This window comes from Yersinia sp. Marseille-Q3913 (genome assembly GCF_963892745.1).
GTDB classification, from domain to species: Bacteria; Pseudomonadota; Gammaproteobacteria; order Enterobacterales; family Enterobacteriaceae; genus Yersinia; species Yersinia bercovieri.
Genome location: NZ_CAWQAF010000011.1, coordinates 355,301 through 374,535, shown reverse-complemented (window position 1 = coordinate 374,535; position 19,235 = coordinate 355,301). Strand labels below are relative to the sequence as shown.

Sequence of the window (19,235 nt, the reverse complement as noted above, 5' to 3'; positions counted from 1 at the left end):
TTGTTGGCTTTCTGCGAAATTGTACCAAGATCTCTGATAGACTCAAAAGTATGGCGTTCTCTATTTTATCCGTGTAAGTCGTCGTATTACGACACTTTCCTGAACGATTATCTCATTAATTATGGCAGATCGATGAAAGTAGTCACTCAAGTTGCAGAACAGCGTAAAACGCTGGAACACGCTGTTGCACAGGCGTTGGAATTAGCCCGCGCGGGTTCTGATGCGGCCGAAGTTGCCGTCAGCAAAACCACCGGAATTAGCGTCAGCACTCGCTTTGGTGAAGTGGAGAACGTGGAGTTCAACAGCGATGGTGCGCTGGGAATTACTGTTTACCACCAGCAACGCAAAGGCAGCGCCTCCACCACCGACTTAAATCCGGATGCGGTCGCACGTACCGTGCAGGCTGCGCTGGATATTGCCCGCTATACCTCGCCTGACCCTTACGCGGGGCCGGCAGAAAAATCGCTACTAGCTTTCGAGGCGCCGGATCTGGATCTGTTCCATCCGGGTGATTTGGATGCTGAGCAAGGTATCTTGCTGGCCGCGCGTGCAGAACAGGCGGCATTACAGGCAGACAAACGGATCACCAATACCGAGGGTGGCAGCTTTAACAGCCATTACGGCATTAAGGTCTTTGGCAACAGCCACGGCATGTTACAGAGCTATTGCTCTAGCCGCCATTCACTCTCCAGCAGTGTTATCGCCGAGCACAATGGCGATATGGAGCGGGATTATGCCTATACCATTGGTCGGCGGATGGAAGATTTAGCCAACCCGGAATGGGTGGGTGAAGAGTGCGCCCGTCGCACTTTGTCCCGCTTATCGCCACGTAAACTGCCGACCATGCAGTCGCCAGTGCTGTTTGCCGCCGAAGTGGCGACGGGCTTATTTGGTCACTTAGTGTCGGCTATCAGCGGCGGTAATATTTATCGCAAATCGACTTTTTTGCTCGATCACCTCGGCAAACAGATTTTACCTGAATGGTTGACCATTGAAGAGCATCCGCATTTATTGCGTGGCCTGGCTTCAACGCCGTTCGACAGTGAAGGTGTGCGCACGTTGCAACGAGAGATAGTCAAAGACGGGGTGCTGCAAACCTATCTGCTAACCAGTTATTCAGCCCGTAAATTGGGGCTGCAAAGCACCGGGCACGCCGGGGGGATCCATAACTGGCGCATTGCAGGTCAAGGGCAGGATTTCGCCGGGATGCTGAAGCAACTGGATAAAGGCTTGGTGGTGACTGAATTGATGGGGCAGGGGGTCAGTACTGTGACAGGTGATTACTCTCGCGGTGCTGCTGGTTTCTGGGTTGAAAATGGTGAGATACAGTACCCGGTGAGTGAGATTACAATTGCCGGTAACCTGAAAGATATGCTGCGCAATATCGTGAGTGTCGGCAGTGATATCGAACTGCGCAGTAACATTCAGTGTGGCTCTGTCTTATTACCGGCGATGAAGATCGCGGGCGCATAATAACCCTTCTGTCATATTCTCATTCCATTTCCCGCCCGTAGAAATACGGGCGGTTTTATTTGCTCATTCACACAACTCCGGCTTTTTCAGTTGGCAATAAAAAATCATTGTCAGTTTGCCCCTCCATTGACTACGTTAAGTATGAGCAATGTATCAATGAGAACTATGCAGTTAACAATAATTATAAGGAGTGTGAGCATGAGTAAGAAGATGATGGCGTTCATGGTGGCGGTGTTACTTAGCGCCAGCACGTTAGCCACGGCGGCCAGTGTGGCGGATAACATGGACACCATTGCCGAGAATTACGGCAAAGTGTTGAAGGCCGACTCTACAGATGTGATCAAGCAAGGTTTAGCGGCGATGCGCGTAGCGGCACTGGATGCGCAAAAGGGCATTCCTGGCAAACTGAAGAGTAAAGGTGAGGGGAGTGCGGAGGTGAAGGATTTCCGCCATGGTTTGGATTTACTTATCGGGCAGATTGATGGTGCGCTGGCCTTGGCCAATCAAGGCAAACTGGATGATGCCAAAAAAGCCGCCCAGGATTTCAAGCCCACCCGCGATACCTACCATAAAAAATACCGCTAATGCGCTGAAAGAGGGTAATGGCCCTAGGCTGTTACCCTCACAACATATGCATATTCGCAGATGTTTCAATCAACATCTATCGGCATTTATTGTCGATTAATGCCGATTAACGGTGGAATTCACCTGCGGCTTCTGGCTGATATAACAACTCCAGCACAATAATGCGAGCTTCATCCCCGCCCGGCAATTTCCAACTGATTTCGTCATTGACGTGCAAGCCCAGCAATGCTGCACCTAAAGGTGCCATCACCGAGAGTTGCTCGTTGCTGTCTTTCAGCGATGCCGGATAAACCAGCGTGCGGATGTGCTCTTCCTGATTATTCAGATCGCGAAAACGCACACAGCTGTTCATGGTCACCACATCTGCCGGAATAGCATTAGGTGGCAGAATTTCTGCGCGATCCAGCTCTTCATTGAGCGCTTGTGCGACCACAGTACCGGCAAAGGCCGGTTGCGCCAGTAACGCATCCAAACGTTCAGCATCCAGCTCGTTAATCGTGATGGTTGGCTTGGTCATACCACTCTCCAATTCAATTTCAGCAAAACATAAAAACAACACCCCCACGCCATAGGAGAGGGGGTGTTCGAAAATAACTTTAATATTAATCTGATATTAGGCGCTTCCGGCTGGAAAAGAAAGAGATCCGGATCACGAACTTTTTTCCACCGCAGGCATTCAGGGTGCATTTATATAAAAGTTATTTTGTTGTTAATGATTAAGTTAGCTATGTAAACGCCTATTTTGCGAATGTGATCCCCCCGGTACACGACATTTCCACTTTGAACTGGAAAAAATGCCGCTACACACCTATTCCGCTTGCAGGTAGGGTGATGTCATCGCGCAGAGGGGAGTAAGCGAACCTCTCTTTGTAGTCAGAAAGTTGTTACAGCAAGAAATAGAGGATTGTCAGCGTGAATGATGTAGCCGCATTAAATGCAGCCGAGGAACCTGGAGTAGCAGAGGTAAATATCATCACTGAGCGGGTATTAGCTGAAATTACCGTGATGTTAAATACCGAAAACATTTTCACCAACGATGTTCAGCAGCAAATGTTGGCATCACATATTCGGGCCATGGTGTTACGTTCAATAACTGGCGAGCCATTACCTGAGGTGGATAAATCATTATTCGATGAGATTTCAGCACATTCGATGCAAATGGCCCAGCAAGTTGTCGACACGTTTGCTAATTTGCCGATAGAAGAGGCTTATTTGTTATCGGTGCATTTTGAAGTAGCGAAAGATAATAACCCATAAAACAGTAATCTGGAGAAGAGACTATGAGTCAAATTACCGTTGTAATTGGCGACCGTTTAGGTAAAGGCCAAAAAGTTGGGCAAGGTGTTGAATTGGCTGGTGGCCGCGTGGTGGTTATTCCCGGTGTTGCCGCAGACATGAAACTGGGTGATGTGATGAATAGCGAACAAGCGGACTTCGGTATTTCATTTTGTGGTAGCGGTGGCGCGGGTGCTATTACTGCCCAAAATAAGTATGGCTACAAAGCAAAATACGGAATGCGCTCAGTCGAAGAGGGTGTGACCGCAATAAATGAAGGCTGCAAGGTATTAGGCTTCGGATTTATGGATAAAGAAGAGTTAGGGCAGAAATTAGTGGAAGCCTATATCAAGAAATATGGTCAGCCATAATGAAAGAGCAATATACCACTCAGGTGCAGGTAAAAGGAAAAGGTGATACTAAGGGTAAAGCTTTCGCCAATGCACTGGGTAATGTCCAAAATACGGTGTTGAAGTCGACGCAAAATATTCTGTTACGGATTGAACCACAAGACGTCAAAGTATTACGCGCCGAATTATCAGTGAAAAAAGAGAGGTTTTTACTCTTTTTTCTGCCGCGAGAAAGAAAAACATACAGTGTTGAATTAGATATTACCGTGAACGTGACAATTATTGACACAGAAAAGGTTGTCTTCGTTTCTAAATAAAAAGTCTATTCCCACCGCACTGTTATTTGCAGCTAGCTGCAACGTCAATTGCTTGGGGGTGGCTTATAGATGAAAGGATATGTTGATGTTTTTAATTATTCTTTTTAAGTCGATTATTATCGGCGGACTGGTCGGCGTGGGGGTTGGTGTTGGGGCCGCCCGTATGTTCCATGCGCCGACAATACAGGGCATGGGCGCGTTTCGTACCTTGGGCGAATTGAACTCGTGTGAGGGTGATCCGGCATCGCATTTCTCCTTCGGGTTAGGCTTCTTCTTCAACGCCTGGGCTTCGTCGGTTGCCGCAGGGGCATTTACTCAGGATGTCGACCACCGCATTATTCCGAACTGGGGTGCTGCAGCATTGATGATTAAAAATCGCAATGTGGCGGAAACCATGCATAACCCGAAAAAGATGGCGATTGCCTGCGGAATTATCGGGGTTATTGTCGTCAGCTTCCTCAATACCACCGCTTCAGCGGTTCCGGCTGCATTACAGGTCACGGCAATTAAGGTCTTGGTGCCCGCCGCCAATATTCTGGTTAACACCGTGATGCCAGTTATTTTCTGGCTAGCCGCCATTGATGCCGGACGTCGTTCTGGTTTCTGGGCCACTATTTTCGGCGGTCTGGCACAGTTAATTATGGGTAATGCCGTTCCGGGTCTGGTTCTGGGTATTTTAATTGGTAAAGGGGTTGAGGAGAGCGGCTGGAATAAAGTTACAAAAATCATGATGACAGTGATTGTGCTGTTGTTCGTGCTCAGCGGTTTCTTCCGTGGATTCGACATGAAATTCCTGGAGTCATTCAGTCTGGATGTGCCAGTGTGGCTCGATACCATTCATAACGCATTGAGCGGAAAATAACGCAGCGAGAGGAGCTTAATGATGGATGAACAAACCAAGAATAATTTCTGGTATGCCGACTGGTCCTTTCCGATCTTTGTAGGACTGTTATCTTCTGGCGTATTCGCGGGTACTCATATGTATTACTTATATGGTATCGGCGCATTTAACGAAGTGGCATTTGTTTCAATGCTGCGTGCAGGAATGGATACCGGGGTTTATGGGGCAGTGGCTGCATTTGGTGCCAGCTTCTTATTCGCTCGTATTATTGAAGGTTCGCTGGTCGGTATTTTAGATATCGGTGGCGCGATCCAAACGGGTGTAGGTTTGGGTGTGCCGGCATTATTGCTGGGGGCTGGATTCGTGTTCCCGGTTGCCAATTTTGCTGCATCCTTGGTGACGGGCCTGATAATTGGTTTAGCTATCGGCTATCTGATTATTTTGGCACGTAAATTCACGATTAATCAAAGTAATTCGACTTACGGTGCAGATGTCATGATGGGCGCAGGTAACTCATCGGGCCGCTTCTTGGGGCCGCTGATTATTCTGTCAGCGATTACTGCATCAATTCCTATTGGTATCGGCTCTTTAGGCGGCGCATTACTGTTTTATCTGTGGAATAAACCTATAACAGGTGGCGCAATTTTGGGTGCCATGATTTTAGGGTCTATTTTCCCTGTCGCGATTTCCTGAACTTCGGGGTAAATATTCAAATTACCGGATATTTACCCCGCTGCGATACTCAGTAAGAAGGGTATAACGGAGAATAAAGATAATGCATGACTTTATTATCACTCGGGCACTATTGGTTAATGGCCGTCAGGTGGATATTGCTATTAATGACGGAAAAATAACGGCCGTGAGCGCGACTATTGCTGCGGTTGAAAATAACCAAATTGAATCCCCCCTTTATCCGGCCAAAAAAGTCCTGGATCTGGCTGGGAAGTATTATCTCAGTGCTGGCTGGATTGATTCCCATGTTCACTGCTACCCCGCATCACCTATTTATCATGACGAAGCCGATTTAGTCGGTGTTGCCAGTGGCGTGACCACGGTGGTGGATGCCGGCAGTACGGGCGCCAATGATATTGATGATTTCTACCGCCTGACTCGTGCGGCCAAAACCCATGTTTATGCTTTTTTGAATATTGCAAAAACCGGCATCGTCACGCAAAACGAATTAGCTGATATGGCGCAGATTGATAAGCAAAGTGTCAGTCAGGCGATTGCTCGTAACCCCGATTTTATTATCGGCATTAAGGCCCGAATGAGTAGCAGTGTGGTGGGCACAAACGGCATTAAGCCGCTGATCCGCGCCAAAGAGATCCAACAAGAGAACAACCAGTTGCCGCTGATGGTTCACATTGGCAATAACCCGCCGGATCTGGATGAAATTGCCGATTTGCTGACGCAGGGCGACATTATTACCCACTGCTATAACGGCAAACCCAACCGAATTCTGACCCCTGCGGGGGCTTTGCGTGAATCTATTCAGCGCGCACTAAAACGCGGCGTGTTGCTGGATGTGGGCCACGGTAGCGCCAGTTTCAGCTTTGAGGTTGCCGAGCTTGCCATCAAGCAAGGTATCTACCCGCACACTATCAGCTCCGACATCTATTGCCGCAACCGCATCAATGGGCCAGTGCATAGCCTGGCGACCGTGATGTCCAAATTTTTCACCATCGGCCTGAGTTTGGAACAGGTCATTAGCTGCGTAACCGAAAATGCCGCCCAAGCGCTGCGCCTAACCCATAAAGGGGTAGTGGCTGAGGGCTATGATGCTGACCTGACCCTTTTTGAGCTGAAACAACAGCCGCAGGTCTTCAGCGATTCGGAAGGCAAATCGGTCACCGGTGAACAGTATCTGGTGCCACTGGCTGCGGTGGTGGCCGGTGACTTAGTATTAACTGACGAAGGGAAGTTAAAAAATGTCTTCAGTCTATGAAAAATACCAGCTAAAACATGTAATTAATGCCTCTGGCCGTATGACGATGCTTGGGGTTTCAACACCACGGCAAGAGGTGGTTGACGCCGTGGAACTCGGCCTGAATCACTACTTTGAAATGAAAGATCTGGTGAATAAAACCGGCGCTTACATTGCCGATTTACTAAATGTTGAGAGCGCGGTGGTGGTCTCCTGCGCCTCTGCCGGAGTTGCGCAATCCGTCGCCGCAGTGATCGTGAAAGATGATGCGAATTTGCTGGTCAATCTTCATGCCGCACCCCGCACTGTGCCCGATGAAATTGTGCTGCCGAAGGGGCACAATGTTAACTTTGGTGCGCCAGTTGATACCATGGTGACCTTGGGCGGCGGTAAAGTGGTGGAAGCCGGTTATGCCAATGAGTGTTTACCCGAACAGCTAGAAGCGGCGATCACGCCTAATACGGCGGCGATCTTGTATATAAAATCCCACCATTGTGTGCAAAAAAGCATTTTATCGGTTGAGCAAGCGGTGGTTATCGCTCGTAAGCATCAACTGCCATTAATCGTCGATGCGGCAGCGGAAGAAGATCTGCTCTGTTACTATCAAATGGGCGCTGATTTAGTGATTTACAGCGGGGCCAAGGCCATTGAAGGGCCGACCAGTGGATTGGTCTTAGGCAAGAAAACCTATGTTGATTGGGTGAAATTGCAATCAAACGGCATTGGTCGGGCGATGAAAGTGGGCAAAGAGGGCATCCTCGGCCTGACCCGCGCCATTGAAAGCTACATGACGCTGGAAAAAGAGACCGGCCAGCAGATGGTGGCGAAGATGACGCCTTTCATCACCCAACTGAATAGCATCGACGGCGTCTGCGCCAAAGTGGTTTGGGATGCGGCTGGGCGCGATATTGCCCGCACTGAGATCAGTTTTGATGAAGCCAAAATCGGCCGCTCGACACCAGATCTGGTTGATGCACTAAAGAGTGGCGATATCGCCATCTATTTCCGCGCCTACAAAGCCAACGAAGGTAAGATTGAGGTGGATGTTCGCAGTGTAACATCACCGCAGCTCGAGACAATTTACCGCTGTATTAACCACTTGGTTAAGGGAGCCTAAGCCATGAAATTGACCCCAAATTATTACCGTGATCGGGTGTGCCTGAATGTGCTAGCCGGTTCAAAAGAGAATGCGCGTGAGATCTATCAGGCCACCGAAGGCCATGTGCTGGTGGGGGTGTTATCGAAAAATTACCCTGATGTCGACAGCGCGGTGAAAGAGATGCGCGAATACGCGGCACTTATCGATAATGCTCTATCCGTCGGGTTGGGTGCGGGTGATCCTAAGCAATCGACGATGGTTAGCCAGATTGTGCAGCAGCTGAAACCACAGCATGTAAATCAGGTATTTACTGGCGTCGGCCCGAGTCGCGCTCTACTGGGGCAGCAGGAGACGGTGGTTAACGGCCTGGTTTCACCGACCGGCAAAGTGGGGTATGTGAAGATCTCCACCGGTCCACTCAGTTCACAGCAGAAAGACGCGATCGTCCCGATCACCACCGCCATTGCCATGTTGAAAGATATGGGCGGCAGCTCGATAAAATTCTTCCCAATGAACGGCCTGGACTCTATCGACGAGTATCGATTTGTCGCCGAAGCTTGTGCGGCGACCGGTTTCTGGCTGGAGCCAACGGGTGGTATCGACCTGGATAATTTCGAGCAAATTGTGCAGATCGCACTGGATGCCGGAGTGACAAAAATCATCCCGCACATCTACAGCTCGATTATCGACAGCAAAACGGGCAATACTCGCCCGCAAGATGTAAAAACATTATTGGATATCGTCAAAAAGATCGTGGTGTAACGGCACATACAGGTACTCGACAGCCCACTGCCTGTAGGCGCTGGCTCAGCACCGCGATAACAGAAGCCACTTTAAAATTGACCCGCAAAGTGGCAAATTGATCTTAGTACTTGGTGATACCATCCCCTGCGCACATGCTGGCAGGGGCTGCCCTCAATGTCTTGAAAAACAGCATGTCTGAATAACGGAGTGGAGCAGTGAGATTTCCCTATCAACGTCTGGCCTATATGTTCGATGCACTGCAATCGGAGACGCTGCCTCAGGATGAGCTGGCAAAACGTTTTGCGGTTTCGACACGTACTGTGCGGGCAGATATCACGGCGTTGAATGAAATTCTTGAGCATTATGGTGCACATTTTGTACATAACCGTGGCTTTGGTTATCGGTTAATGATCGATGACGCCGAGCGCTTTCGTGCTCTGCAGCAGCAAAACCGTAAAACGCATTTAACCCCGCGCACGGCCAATGAGCGAGTGCACTATCTGTTAATCCGTTTTCTGACCTCCGCTTTTTCATTGAAGCTGGAAGATTTAGCCGATGAATGGTTTGTCAGCCGTGGCACATTGCAAAATGATATGGCTGAGGTGAGAGAGAGGCTGAACCGCTACCATCTGACAATTGAAACCAAGCCCCGCTATGGCATGAAATTATTTGGCACTGAGTTGGCGATCCGCACCTGTCTGACGGATCTTCTATTCCAGTTACAACTGCAAGATGCCGATAACCCATTATTAAAAAATGAGTTTCTGAGTATTCAAGCCATCCCGGATCTGACCGGAATACTCCATGCGCTATTGGATCAATATGGGGTGCGGTTGACTGATGAAGGTGAGCAATACCTGATTTTCTACTGTGCGGTGGCGATAAAACGTATCACTGATGGTTATCCGTTATCAGATTTTGATGCAGAAGATGTGGATGAGGCGGTGAAACTGGCGTCAGGCCGCTTGGCGAATGAGCTTAAACTCCTGTCTGGAAAAGAGGTTTCAGCGGCGGAAGAGGCTTATTTACGAGTCAATATTGCCGCCCGTCGGGTGCAAACCAGTCAATCTGACACCAGCCGACCGAGTGAAATCAATGCTGATGATGAAGAGACGCTGGTGGATTACATCCTCTCTTATATCAACGCGCATTATAATTACAACTTGCAGGGCGATAAGCAGCTGCGCTGTGATCTCCTCACCCATATCAAAACCATGATCACGCGGGTGAAGTATCAGATAACCATTCCTAACCCATTGTTATCCAATATTAAACAGCACTATCCGATGGCCTATGATGTGACGCTGGCGGCGGTATCCAGTTGGGGAAAATACACCCCTTATAGCTTGAGTGAGAATGAAATTGGCTATCTGGTGCTGCATATTGGGGTGGGGCTGGAGCGCCATTACAATATTGGTTATCAGCGCCATCCGCAGGTGATGCTGGTGTGTGATACCGGTAACTCCACCACCCGCATGATCCAGGCGCAGATTTCCCGTAAGTATCCGCAAATTGTGATGACACAGACTATTTCCCTGCGTGATTACGAAATTCTCCACCATATCGACGAAGATTTCATTATTTCCAACTCGCGATTAGCTGAGAAAAACAAGCCGGTGGTGGTGATGTCGCCATTCCCGACCGAATATCAGTTGGAGCAGTTAGGCAAGCTAGTCTTGGTGGATCGTACTCGCCCCTATATGTTGGAAAAGTTCTTTGATAGCCACCATTTTATGATTATCGACCAGCCGATGACGCAGGCGCAGTTATTTGAGAAAGTCTGTGGTCAGCTAGAAGCGGAGGGGTTTGTTGACGCCGATTTCTACCCGTCAGTGGTTGAACGGGAGGCGATTGTCTCCACCATGCTAGGCGAGGGGATCGCGCTGCCACATTCACTGGGCTTATTGGCGAAGAAAACGGTGGTGGTGACATTGCTGGCCCCCAATGGTATTGCCTGGGGGGATGGCGAAGTGGCCTATGTCATCTTCTTGCTGGCGATCAGTAAAACCGATTATGAAGAGGCGATGGCGATTTACGATCTGTTCGTCACCTTTGTGCGCGAGCGCTCGATGAGTCGTCTGCTGAGTAGTCAGCATTTTGATAGTTTTAAGGCCATCGCGATTGATTGTTTGAGTCGAATTTAAATTTCATCTCAAACGAATCAATCGCCAAATCAATATTAATAAAGCCAGCATCACTGCCAGCCATATCTCCTCACAAACCACCCTTTCACCCACTGAGTTGTCACCATATATCCGGCCAGGATCACTATCAGCCACGGGAAGTAAGCCAGTGGCAGCGCTTGTAATTGCAGGAATCCCGCCAGTGGTGAGAAGGTCAGGCCGATACCGATGACCACCACCGCCAGTGTCATTAAGCAGAGCGGCCATGAGGCGCGGCTCTGGATAAATGGGATCTTACGGGTACGAATCATATGCACGATCAATGTCTGGGACAGCAGCCCCTCGACAAACCAACCGGACTGGAACAAGGTCTGCATTTCCGGCGTATTCGCCTTAAATACCCACCACATAAGGCTAAAGGTCAATACGTCAAAAATAGAACTTATCGGGCCAAAGAACACCATAAAGCGCCCCAAATCGCCGGCGTTCCAGCGTTGTGGCTTCGCTAGTTGCTCTTCGTCGACGTTATCGAACGGAATAGCAATCTGCGAAATATCGTACAGCAGATTTTGGATTAACAGATGCAGTGGCAGCATCGGCAAGAAGGGTAAAAATGCGCTGGCAATCAATACGCTAAAGACGTTACCAAAGTTGGAGCTGGCAGTCATTTTGATGTATTTCAGCATGTTGGCGAAGGTACGGCGGCCTTCGATCACCCCCTGTTCCAGCACCATCAGGCTCTTTTCCAGCAAAATGATATCGGCGGCTTCTTTGGCGATATCTACCGCCGAATCCACGGAGATCCCAATGTCAGCTGCCCGTAGCGCTGGCGCATCATTAATGCCATCCCCCATAAAACCCACCACATGGCCCGCTGCCCGCAGGTTTTGCACGATACGTTCTTTATGCATCGGGGTCAGTTTGGCAAACAGGGTGGTGGTGCGGGTGGCTTCGGTCAGTTCTGCCTCTGTCATCTGCTCAATATCATTGCCGCGCAAAACCTGCTCGACAGATAAGCCGACATCTCTACAGACCTTACGCGCTACTAACTCGTTGTCACCAGTAAGGATTTTTACGTTAACACCACTGTTTTTCAGCGCCAATAGCGCTGGAGCGGTGCTCTCTTTCGGTGGATCGAGGAAGGCGATATACCCTTCCAAAATCAGGTCATATTCATCGATAACTGCATAATCTCGCTGATAGGCGGGCAGAATACGGGTAGCGACGGCAACCACCCGCAGCCCTTGCTGGTTCTGCTCATCCGTGATGCGGCGAATACGGGCCAGCAGCGCATCAGTGATGGGGATAACCTCATCCCCCTGACGGACATGGCGGCAAATGGAGAGCATCTCTTCCAGCGCACCTTTGCAGATCAGCTCGTGATAATCCGATTTATCGCTGACCACCACAGACATGCGGCGGCGTTCGAAATCAAAGGGGATCTCATCGATTTTGCGGTAACCCGCCAGTGTGTCGGCGGCTTGAGACTCGGCGGCGGCAGATCCCGCCATGGAGGAGAGCACCGCCACATCCAGCAGATTTTTCAGCCCGGTTTGGTAGTAGCTGTTGAGCCAGGCGTAGTGCAGCACGCGCTCACAGTTGGCACCAAACACATCAGTATGACTCTCCAACACGATTTTATCTTGGGTCAGGGTGCCCGTTTTATCGGTACACAGAACATCCATCGCGCCAAAGTTCTGAATGGCATCCAGTCGTTTGACGATCACTTTCTGTTGCGATAGCTTCACCGCCCCTTTTGCCAATGTCGAGGTGACGATCATCGGCAACATTTCTGGGGTTAAACCAACCGCAACGGAGAGCGCAAAAAGCGCAGCTTCCCACCAGTCACCTTTGGTAAAACCGTTGATCAGCAACACAATTGGCGTCATCACCAACATGAAACGGATCAGCAGCCAGCTGACTTTACTGATGCCACTCTGGAAGGCGTTGGGTTGCTCATCCTGATGGGTCACCCGCTCAGCCAGCAGGCCAAAATAGGTTTGATTGCCGGTGCCGATGACTATCGCCAGCGCCGATCCGCTGACTACATTGGTGCCCATAAAGCACAGGGTATCGCGCTCCAGTGGGTTCTGCTCCTCACACTCACGGCACTGGGCCACTTTCTCAACCGGCAGTGATTCACCCGTCAATGCGGCCTGGCTGATAAACAGGTCTTTTGCCAGCAAAATGCGCAAATCTGCCGGGATCATGTCGCCAGCAGAGAGCTTGATGATATCGCCGGGCACTAACTGTGAAATGGGCAATTCACGATGTTGGCTCTTGCCGGTATGGGCATCGCTGCGGATCACGGTCGCGGTGTTGCTGACCATGGCTTTCAACGCATCTGCCGCGCGGCTTGAGCGCGCTTCCTGAATAAAATGCATCAGGGTGGAGATCAATACCATGGCACCAATCACTAGTGCGGCGGTGAGGTCTTCGGTGGCATAGGAGATCAGTGCCAAAATGGTTAGCAGCAAGTTAAATGGGTTGCGGTAGCAGTGCCACAGGTGGACCCACCAGCGAGTTGCCTGCTGATTTTCAATCTCATTATTGCCACTGTTGAGGCGGATCGCCTCCGCTTCCTGCTCGGTCAACCCTTCCGGGTGGCTCTTAAAGCGCTGGTACAGCTGCTGTGGCGTCTCATTGGCGCACTGCAAGCGCTGCTGAGTCAGGGCAACGGGCAGATCTTTAGCCGCACTTCCCTGCGGCAAACCCTCTAGCATGGTTTCCCGGCGGATCAGGCGGCGGGGCAGACTACGGCTCAATACATTGAGCAACTGCCGGGTGAAATTTTTAACGTGCATGGTGCTAACCTTACTGTCATGCCATGACGCCGTTTGTCTGGCGGCCATCATGTTGCGCCCACGGCAAAGCTGCCATAGAGAGCAAAAAAACATCATCAGCAGAGACCAACGCGGGGAAAGTGCGCAGTGACTGCCGACCAGATTGTTATCCGGCCAGGCAATCACCTCAGACGAGGAGAGACCTTACCGGAGGCACCCATCGGGTGCGGTTGAGGGAACAGGGTCCACTGGGTCATTAACCTCCGGTAAATGAATAGATAGGGTAGGCGCTACACGACTTCCACCCCTCTGGTACGCGATAAAAACAAGTCGCTACTCATAGCTTAGCAACCAAACAGCTAGACAGACACTAAACGGCATTACCATTGTTAACACGGCAAAAATCACCCTGACGAGAAGATAATCCGTTAGGGTGACAATAGTTGTCGGTCATTGGGATATCATGCGCTGAGTCTGATTCTGTGCATGGTATGCTTCCCTGTATGCCATCAAATATAAATAATCAGTTTATTATATATTTATAAACCTAAACATTAGGTAAACCATGCAAAACCGCTTAACCATTAAGGATATTGCCCGCATGAGTGGAGTTGGAAAATCCACGGTTTCACGGGTATTGAATAACGAAGGCAGTGTCAGCCCACAGACGCGCGAACGGGTTGAGGCGGTTATTCGTCAGCAGGGTTTTACCCCGTCAAAATCAGCCCGCGCCATGCGAGGGCAGAGCGATAAAGTGGTGGCGATTATTGTCTCTCGTCTGGATTCACCGTCTGAGAATCAGGCGGTACGCACTATGCTGCCGCTGTTCTACCAGCAAGGTTACGACCCGATTCTGATGGAGAGCCAGTTTGATGCCACTTTGGTCAGCGAGCATCTGCATGTGCTGCAACAGCGCAATGTGGATGGGGTGATTCTGTTTGGTTTCACTGGGTTAACCACAGACATGCTCTCGCCGTGGCAAGAGAAAATGGTGGTGTTGGCGCGGGAATACTCCGGTTACTCCTCCGTCTGCTATGACGATGAAGGGGCGGTGCGCCTGCTGATGGATAAGTTACGCCATGCCGGTCATCGCCATATCAGCTATATCGGTGTGCAGCCCTCGGATGCCACCACGGGTATGCGCCGTCATCAATCCTATCTTGATTACAGCCAGCAGCACGGCCTGATACCCACGGTTGCACTGGGTGAACTGAGCTATCAGAGTGGCTTCCAACTGGCACCGCAGGTGATAAAACCGGATACCTCGGCACTGGTATGTGCCTCTGATACCATTGCCATGGGGGTAAGTAAGTACTTACAGCAGCAGGGGCAACAACATATTCAGGTGTGTGGTATTGGTAATACGCCGCTGCTGCACTTTCTGTTCCCCAATACCCTGTCAGTCGAACTGGGTTATGGCACGGCGGGGGTGAAAGCGGCGCAACAGCTGCTAGCCCAGCTTAATAATAGTCAGCCAATTCAACAGATTATTATCCCCGGCCAACTGGCCTGATGCCTCATATCACTCTGCTGTTAGCCGTTATCCCATCCTGAGTGGTGGGTAAACTGCGGCAGCGCTTCTGTTTTTGGCGACTTATCTGGCACAAAAAATTGCCAAACTGTGATCTTCAACGCAAGTTGGGAACGTTCCCATTCCATAAATATAAATACGTGGCTAATCTTTAATTAGCTGAATATTTAATCGGTGATGGTTTTAATACTGGCGACTCTCTTAATGCCAACGACCATTTTCACTCTTTTTATTCACGATAGACCTTACAGATTAAAAAAACCTTATAACTCAGCACGCTATTCCACCTTTACGAAAGGTACGTTGAAATGAGCAAAGTAAAACAACAAGATATCGATCAATTGATCGTACTGGTGGGAGGCAGAGATAACATTGCCACCGTCAGCCACTGCATTACCCGGCTACGTTTTGTGTTAAATGACCCGTCTAAAGCCTCGCCAAAAGAGATCGAAAATCTATCGATGGTCAAAGGCTGCTTTACCAATGCCGGGCAATTTCAAGTAGTTATCGGGCCAGAAGTGGATGATTACTATCAGGCGCTGATCGCCAAAATTGGCCTGAATGAAGTGGATAAAGAGCAAACTAAGCTGGCTGCGCGGCAGAATATGACCTGGTTTGAGCGCGGTATATCCCACTTTGCCGAGATCTTCTTCCCGCTGTTACCGGCGCTGATCAGCGGCGGCTTGATCCTCGGTTTCCGTAACGTGATCGGTGATATCCCGATGACCGACGGCAAAACGCTGGCGCAGATGTATCCGGCGTGGAAAACCATTTATGACTTCCTCTGGCTACTGGGCGAAGCTATCTTCTTCTATCTGCCGGTGGCTATCTGCTGGTCGACAGTGAAGAAAATGGGCGGTACTCCGGTATTGGGGATTGTGCTGGGTATCACGCTGGTTTCGCCGCAACTGATGAACTCCTATCTGCTGGGCCAACAAATTCCGGAGGTGTGGAATTTTGGCTGGTTCACCATTGAAAAAGTGGGTTATCAGGCGCAGGTTATTCCCTCAATTCTGGCCGGTTTAGCGCTGGGCTGGATTGAAACCAACCTGAAAAAAATCATCCCCGCTTACCTCTATCTGGTGGTGGTGCCGGTGGTTTCCCTGCTGCTGGCGGTGTTCCTCGCCCATACACTGATTGGGCCATTTGGCCGCATGATTGGTGATGGCGTGGCATGGGGCGTGAAAGCGGTGATGACCGGCAGTTTCGCGCCAATTGGAGCTGCACTGTTTGGCTTCCTGTATGCGCCGTTAGTTATCACTGGTGTGCATCAAACCACGTTAGCCATTGATATGCAGATGATTCAGAGCATGGGCGGTACGCCAGTTTGGCCGCTGATTGCGCTCTCTAACATCGCGCAGGCTTCTGCGGTACTGGGCATCATCATTATTAGCCGTAAAATTAATGAGCGCGAAATCTCGGTGCCAGCGGCCATCTCGGCTTATCTCGGTGTCACTGAACCGGCCATGTATGGTATCAACCTGAAATACCGCTTCCCAATGCTCTGTGCCATGATTGGCTCTGCACTGGCGGGCCTGATTTGCGGATTGACGGGGGTGATGGCGAACGGCATCGGTGTCGGTGGTCTGCCGGGTATTTTATCCATTAAGCCACAGTTCTGGGGCATTTATGCCTTGGCGATGTTGGTGGCGATTGTGGTGCCACTGGTGCTGACAATTATGGTTTATAAGCGTAAAGAGAGTCGCGGCGAGCTGCCGGTTTAAGTCATGAAACGCCGCTGGTGATGCGCTGGCGGCGTCATTTTTCCCACGGTTTCTGTTTTTCTACGAATAAAGAGTCTGCTATGAATAATCCTATCCCTTGGTGGCAAAACGGCGTCATTTATCAGATTTACCCGAAGAGTTTTCAGGACAGCACCGGTAATGGTTACGGTGATCTGGCGGGGGTGACGCAACGTTTGGATTATCTGCAAAAACTGGGCATTGACGCCATTTGGCTGACGCCAGTGTATCTCTCGCCGCAGGTGGATAACGGCTATGACGTCGCGGATTACTGCGCCATCGACCCGGCTTACGGCACACTGGACGACTTCAAAAATCTGGTGGCACAAGCCCATCAGCGCGGGATCCGTATCGTGATGGATATGGTGTTCAACCACACCTCCACCGAGCACGCCTGGTTTAAAGCTGCGCAGGATCGCAACAGCCCTTATCGGCAGTTCTACATTTGGCGTGATGGTGAGGGTGATAACTTACCGAATAACTGGCGCTCGAAATTTGGCGGTAACGCCTGGCAATGGCACGCCGCCAGTGGTCAATATTACCTGCATTTGTTCGCCGCCGAGCAGGCGGATTTGAACTGGGAGCATCAGCCGGTACGTGATGAACTGAAAAAAGTGTGCGAGTTCTGGGCCGATATTGGTGTCGATGGCTTGCGGCTGGACGTGATCAATCTGGTTTCTAAACAGCAGGACTTCCCGGATGATTTTGAGGGCGATGGCCGCCGTTTCTATACCGATGGCCCCCGAATCCACGAATTTTTACAAGAGATGAGCCGCGATGTCTTCCAACCCTGCGGCCTGATGACGGTAGGCGAGATGTCCTCCACTCGCCTTGAACATTGCCAGCGTTATGCCGCATTAGGGGGCGATGAGCTATCGATGACCTTTAACTTTCATCATCTGAAAGTGGATTATCTCAATGGCGAGAAGTGGTCGCTGATGCCGCCGGACAGGGTTGAGCTAAAGCAGATTTTTAACCAGTGGCAGCAGGGGATGCATAATCGCGCCTGGAATGCGCTGTTCTGGTGCAACCACGATCAGCCGCGCATTGTGTCGCGCTTTGGCGATGAAGGTGCATTGCGTCTGCCGGCGGCCAAGATGCTGGCGATGGTGCTGCACGGTATGCAGGGCACCCCCTATATCTATCAGGGCGAAGAGATTGGAATGACCAATCCTAACTTTAGCTCTATCAGCCAATACCGTGATGTAGAAAGCCTGAATATGTTTGCTGAGCTGAGTGCCAAAGGGCGCGAACCTGATGAGTTATTGGCGATCCTGGCCGTGAAATCCCGCGATAATGGCCGAACGCCGATGCAGTGGGACCACAGCCGCAATGCGGGATTCAGCCAGGGGACACCATGGATTGAGCCATGCAATAACTATGGTGATATCAATGTCGATGCTGCACTGGCAGATGCTGACTCAGTGTTTTATGCCTACCAATACTTAATCGCCCTGCGTAAGCAACATGATGTGTTCACGTTTGGCGATTATCAGGATCTTTGTCCACAAAATCAGGACTTATGGTGCTATTTGCGCAGTTGGCAAGGTAAGCAGTTGTTGGTGGTGGCGAATTTGAGTGATGAACCGAAGACATGGCAGCCAGAGGGGATTGAGCTGGATGGCAACTGGCAACTATTGATGAGCAGCTACGGTGAAAGCGCCTTCCAACCGCAGGAGATGGTGTTGCGGGGGTATGAGGGGGGTTATTGGATCAAGGGATGAGTTAATTCAAATCAGTTCAGTTCAAATCAGTTCAGTTGGATCGGATCTGGTTTCGGTTGATATTCGGTTAGTGGTAGGTTCGGTTGTTGAAGCTTCAGTGCTCACCTTGCCTGCGCAATAGATCGGATCTTGTTTCGGTTGATATTCAGTTAGTGGTAGGTTCGGTTGTTAAAGCGTCACCGCTCACCTTGCCTCCGATGAACCAACCGCCAAAGGGGTTACAAGCGCGTAACCCCCTTGGAACCCCTGCGCTAGCGCACGTATCGCTTGCCCACTTCGTGGGTGCCCTCGCTCATCATTACGCTGACGGACCGCCGTGATTCGCTCCTGCTCAAGCACGGCTCGCTCGGCATCCATGCCTCGCGTCCTACCTTCATTCTTCACTCGGCAGCTCAAATGTGCTTTTAACTTCAAAACCTAAAAACAGGGTTTTGATTTTGACTTTCTCTTTTGACCTTAAGCGCAATCAGGAATATTGCCGACAAAGATTGCAGGCCGAATGAGCCGCATGGACGCGGCGAAAGGGGCTGTCGAGCTGGGAGCGAGTCAGCCCCGGTTCGATTAGCCGGCAAGCTGCCGGAGGGCACTGCGAATAGCAGTAATATTTCGCGCAAGCCGCAGGTGCAGGAGGGCCGGCCTGCCCTCCTGCTCGGTTGAGGCGACGAGGGTCAGGTGATTACTGAACGACTATCAACCGAAACCAGATCCGATCTATTATGCAGGC

At 50.4% G+C, this 19,235-nt stretch carries 16 protein-coding genes; 14 read left to right on the top strand and 2 right to left on the bottom strand.

The window, feature by feature from the left end:
• The first annotated feature begins 132 nt into the window (after positions 1 to 132).
• Both pmbA and cybC read left to right on the top strand, forming a co-directional pair.
• Positions 133 to 1,473, top strand: a complete 1,341-nt coding sequence (gene pmbA / locus AACW11_RS06755) for a metalloprotease PmbA (protein ID WP_212584163.1) — start codon at positions 133 to 135, stop codon at positions 1,471 to 1,473.
• Between the two features lie 198 nt (positions 1,474 to 1,671).
• Positions 1,672 to 2,058: a cytochrome b562 gene (gene cybC, locus AACW11_RS06750; RefSeq protein ID WP_212584162.1), complete on the top strand. Its 387-nt coding sequence runs from the start codon at positions 1,672 to 1,674 to the stop codon at positions 2,056 to 2,058.
• A gap of 106 nt (positions 2,059 to 2,164) precedes the next feature.
• Here the strand turns inward: cybC and rnk are convergent, their stop codons facing one another.
• A complete protein-coding gene (rnk, locus tag AACW11_RS06745; protein ID WP_212584161.1) occupies positions 2,165 to 2,575 on the bottom strand; it encodes a nucleoside diphosphate kinase regulator in 411 nt (136 codons plus the stop codon).
• Between the two features lie 395 nt (positions 2,576 to 2,970).
• On the opposite strand from rnk, the gene AACW11_RS06740 reads away from it, so the two are divergent.
• From AACW11_RS06740 to AACW11_RS06700, 9 genes are all read left to right on the top strand, one after another.
• Positions 2,971 to 3,315 (top strand): PRD domain-containing protein, encoded by a 345-nt coding sequence (locus AACW11_RS06740; protein ID WP_212584160.1) that lies wholly within the window; start codon positions 2,971 to 2,973, stop codon positions 3,313 to 3,315.
• Between the two features lie 23 nt (positions 3,316 to 3,338).
• On the top strand, positions 3,339 to 3,704 hold the full coding sequence (locus tag AACW11_RS06735; protein ID WP_005271418.1) for a glycine-rich SFCGS family protein: 366 nt from the start codon (positions 3,339 to 3,341) through the stop codon (positions 3,702 to 3,704).
• Entirely contained in the window at positions 3,704 to 4,000 is a 297-nt protein-coding gene (locus tag AACW11_RS06730) for a DUF4312 family protein (protein ID WP_212584159.1), read from the top strand. The genes AACW11_RS06735 and AACW11_RS06730 overlap by 1 nt, the downstream gene beginning before the upstream one ends.
• An 85-nt stretch (positions 4,001 to 4,085) precedes the next feature.
• The gene (locus AACW11_RS06725; RefSeq protein WP_212584158.1) at positions 4,086 to 4,862 is read left to right on the top strand and encodes a DUF4311 domain-containing protein; all 777 of its coding nucleotides are present in this window, start codon (positions 4,086 to 4,088) and stop codon (positions 4,860 to 4,862) included.
• A gap of 21 nt (positions 4,863 to 4,883) precedes the next feature.
• Complete coding sequence (locus tag AACW11_RS06720; protein WP_032896643.1) at positions 4,884 to 5,534, top strand: DUF4310 family protein; 651 nt, start codon at positions 4,884 to 4,886, stop codon at positions 5,532 to 5,534.
• Positions 5,535 to 5,616: 82 nt separating this feature from the next.
• On the top strand, positions 5,617 to 6,786 hold the full coding sequence (locus AACW11_RS06715; RefSeq protein WP_212584157.1) for an amidohydrolase/deacetylase family metallohydrolase: 1,170 nt from the start codon (positions 5,617 to 5,619) through the stop codon (positions 6,784 to 6,786).
• Positions 6,770 to 7,882, top strand: coding sequence for a DgaE family pyridoxal phosphate-dependent ammonia lyase (locus AACW11_RS06710; protein WP_212584156.1), 1,113 nt, complete (start codon positions 6,770 to 6,772; stop codon positions 7,880 to 7,882). The genes AACW11_RS06715 and AACW11_RS06710 overlap by 17 nt, the downstream gene beginning before the upstream one ends.
• A gap of 3 nt (positions 7,883 to 7,885) precedes the next feature.
• Positions 7,886 to 8,626 (top strand): 2-dehydro-3-deoxy-phosphogluconate aldolase, encoded by a 741-nt coding sequence (dagF, locus tag AACW11_RS06705; protein WP_212584155.1) that lies wholly within the window; start codon positions 7,886 to 7,888, stop codon positions 8,624 to 8,626.
• Between the two features lie 197 nt (positions 8,627 to 8,823).
• Positions 8,824 to 10,752 (top strand): BglG family transcription antiterminator, encoded by a 1,929-nt coding sequence (locus AACW11_RS06700; protein WP_212584154.1) that lies wholly within the window; start codon positions 8,824 to 8,826, stop codon positions 10,750 to 10,752.
• A gap of 50 nt (positions 10,753 to 10,802) precedes the next feature.
• Here AACW11_RS06700 and mgtA read toward each other — a convergent pair whose 3' ends face one another.
• The gene (gene mgtA, locus AACW11_RS06695; protein ID WP_212584153.1) at positions 10,803 to 13,535 is read right to left on the bottom strand and encodes a magnesium-translocating P-type ATPase; all 2,733 of its coding nucleotides are present in this window, start codon (positions 13,533 to 13,535) and stop codon (positions 10,803 to 10,805) included.
• Positions 13,536 to 14,079: 544 nt separating this feature from the next.
• Here mgtA and treR point away from each other — a divergent pair.
• From treR to treC, 3 genes are all read left to right on the top strand, one after another.
• Positions 14,080 to 15,027, top strand: coding sequence for a trehalose operon repressor TreR (gene treR, locus AACW11_RS06690; protein WP_212584152.1), 948 nt, complete (start codon positions 14,080 to 14,082; stop codon positions 15,025 to 15,027).
• A gap of 326 nt (positions 15,028 to 15,353) precedes the next feature.
• The gene (treB, locus tag AACW11_RS06685; protein WP_212584151.1) at positions 15,354 to 16,769 is read left to right on the top strand and encodes a PTS trehalose transporter subunit IIBC; all 1,416 of its coding nucleotides are present in this window, start codon (positions 15,354 to 15,356) and stop codon (positions 16,767 to 16,769) included.
• A gap of 80 nt (positions 16,770 to 16,849) precedes the next feature.
• Positions 16,850 to 18,511 carry an alpha,alpha-phosphotrehalase gene (gene treC, locus AACW11_RS06680; RefSeq protein WP_212584150.1) on the top strand — a complete coding sequence of 554 codons (1,662 nt, stop codon included), beginning with the start codon at positions 16,850 to 16,852 and terminating at the stop codon, positions 18,509 to 18,511.
• The last annotated feature ends 724 nt before the right edge of the window (positions 18,512 to 19,235 follow it).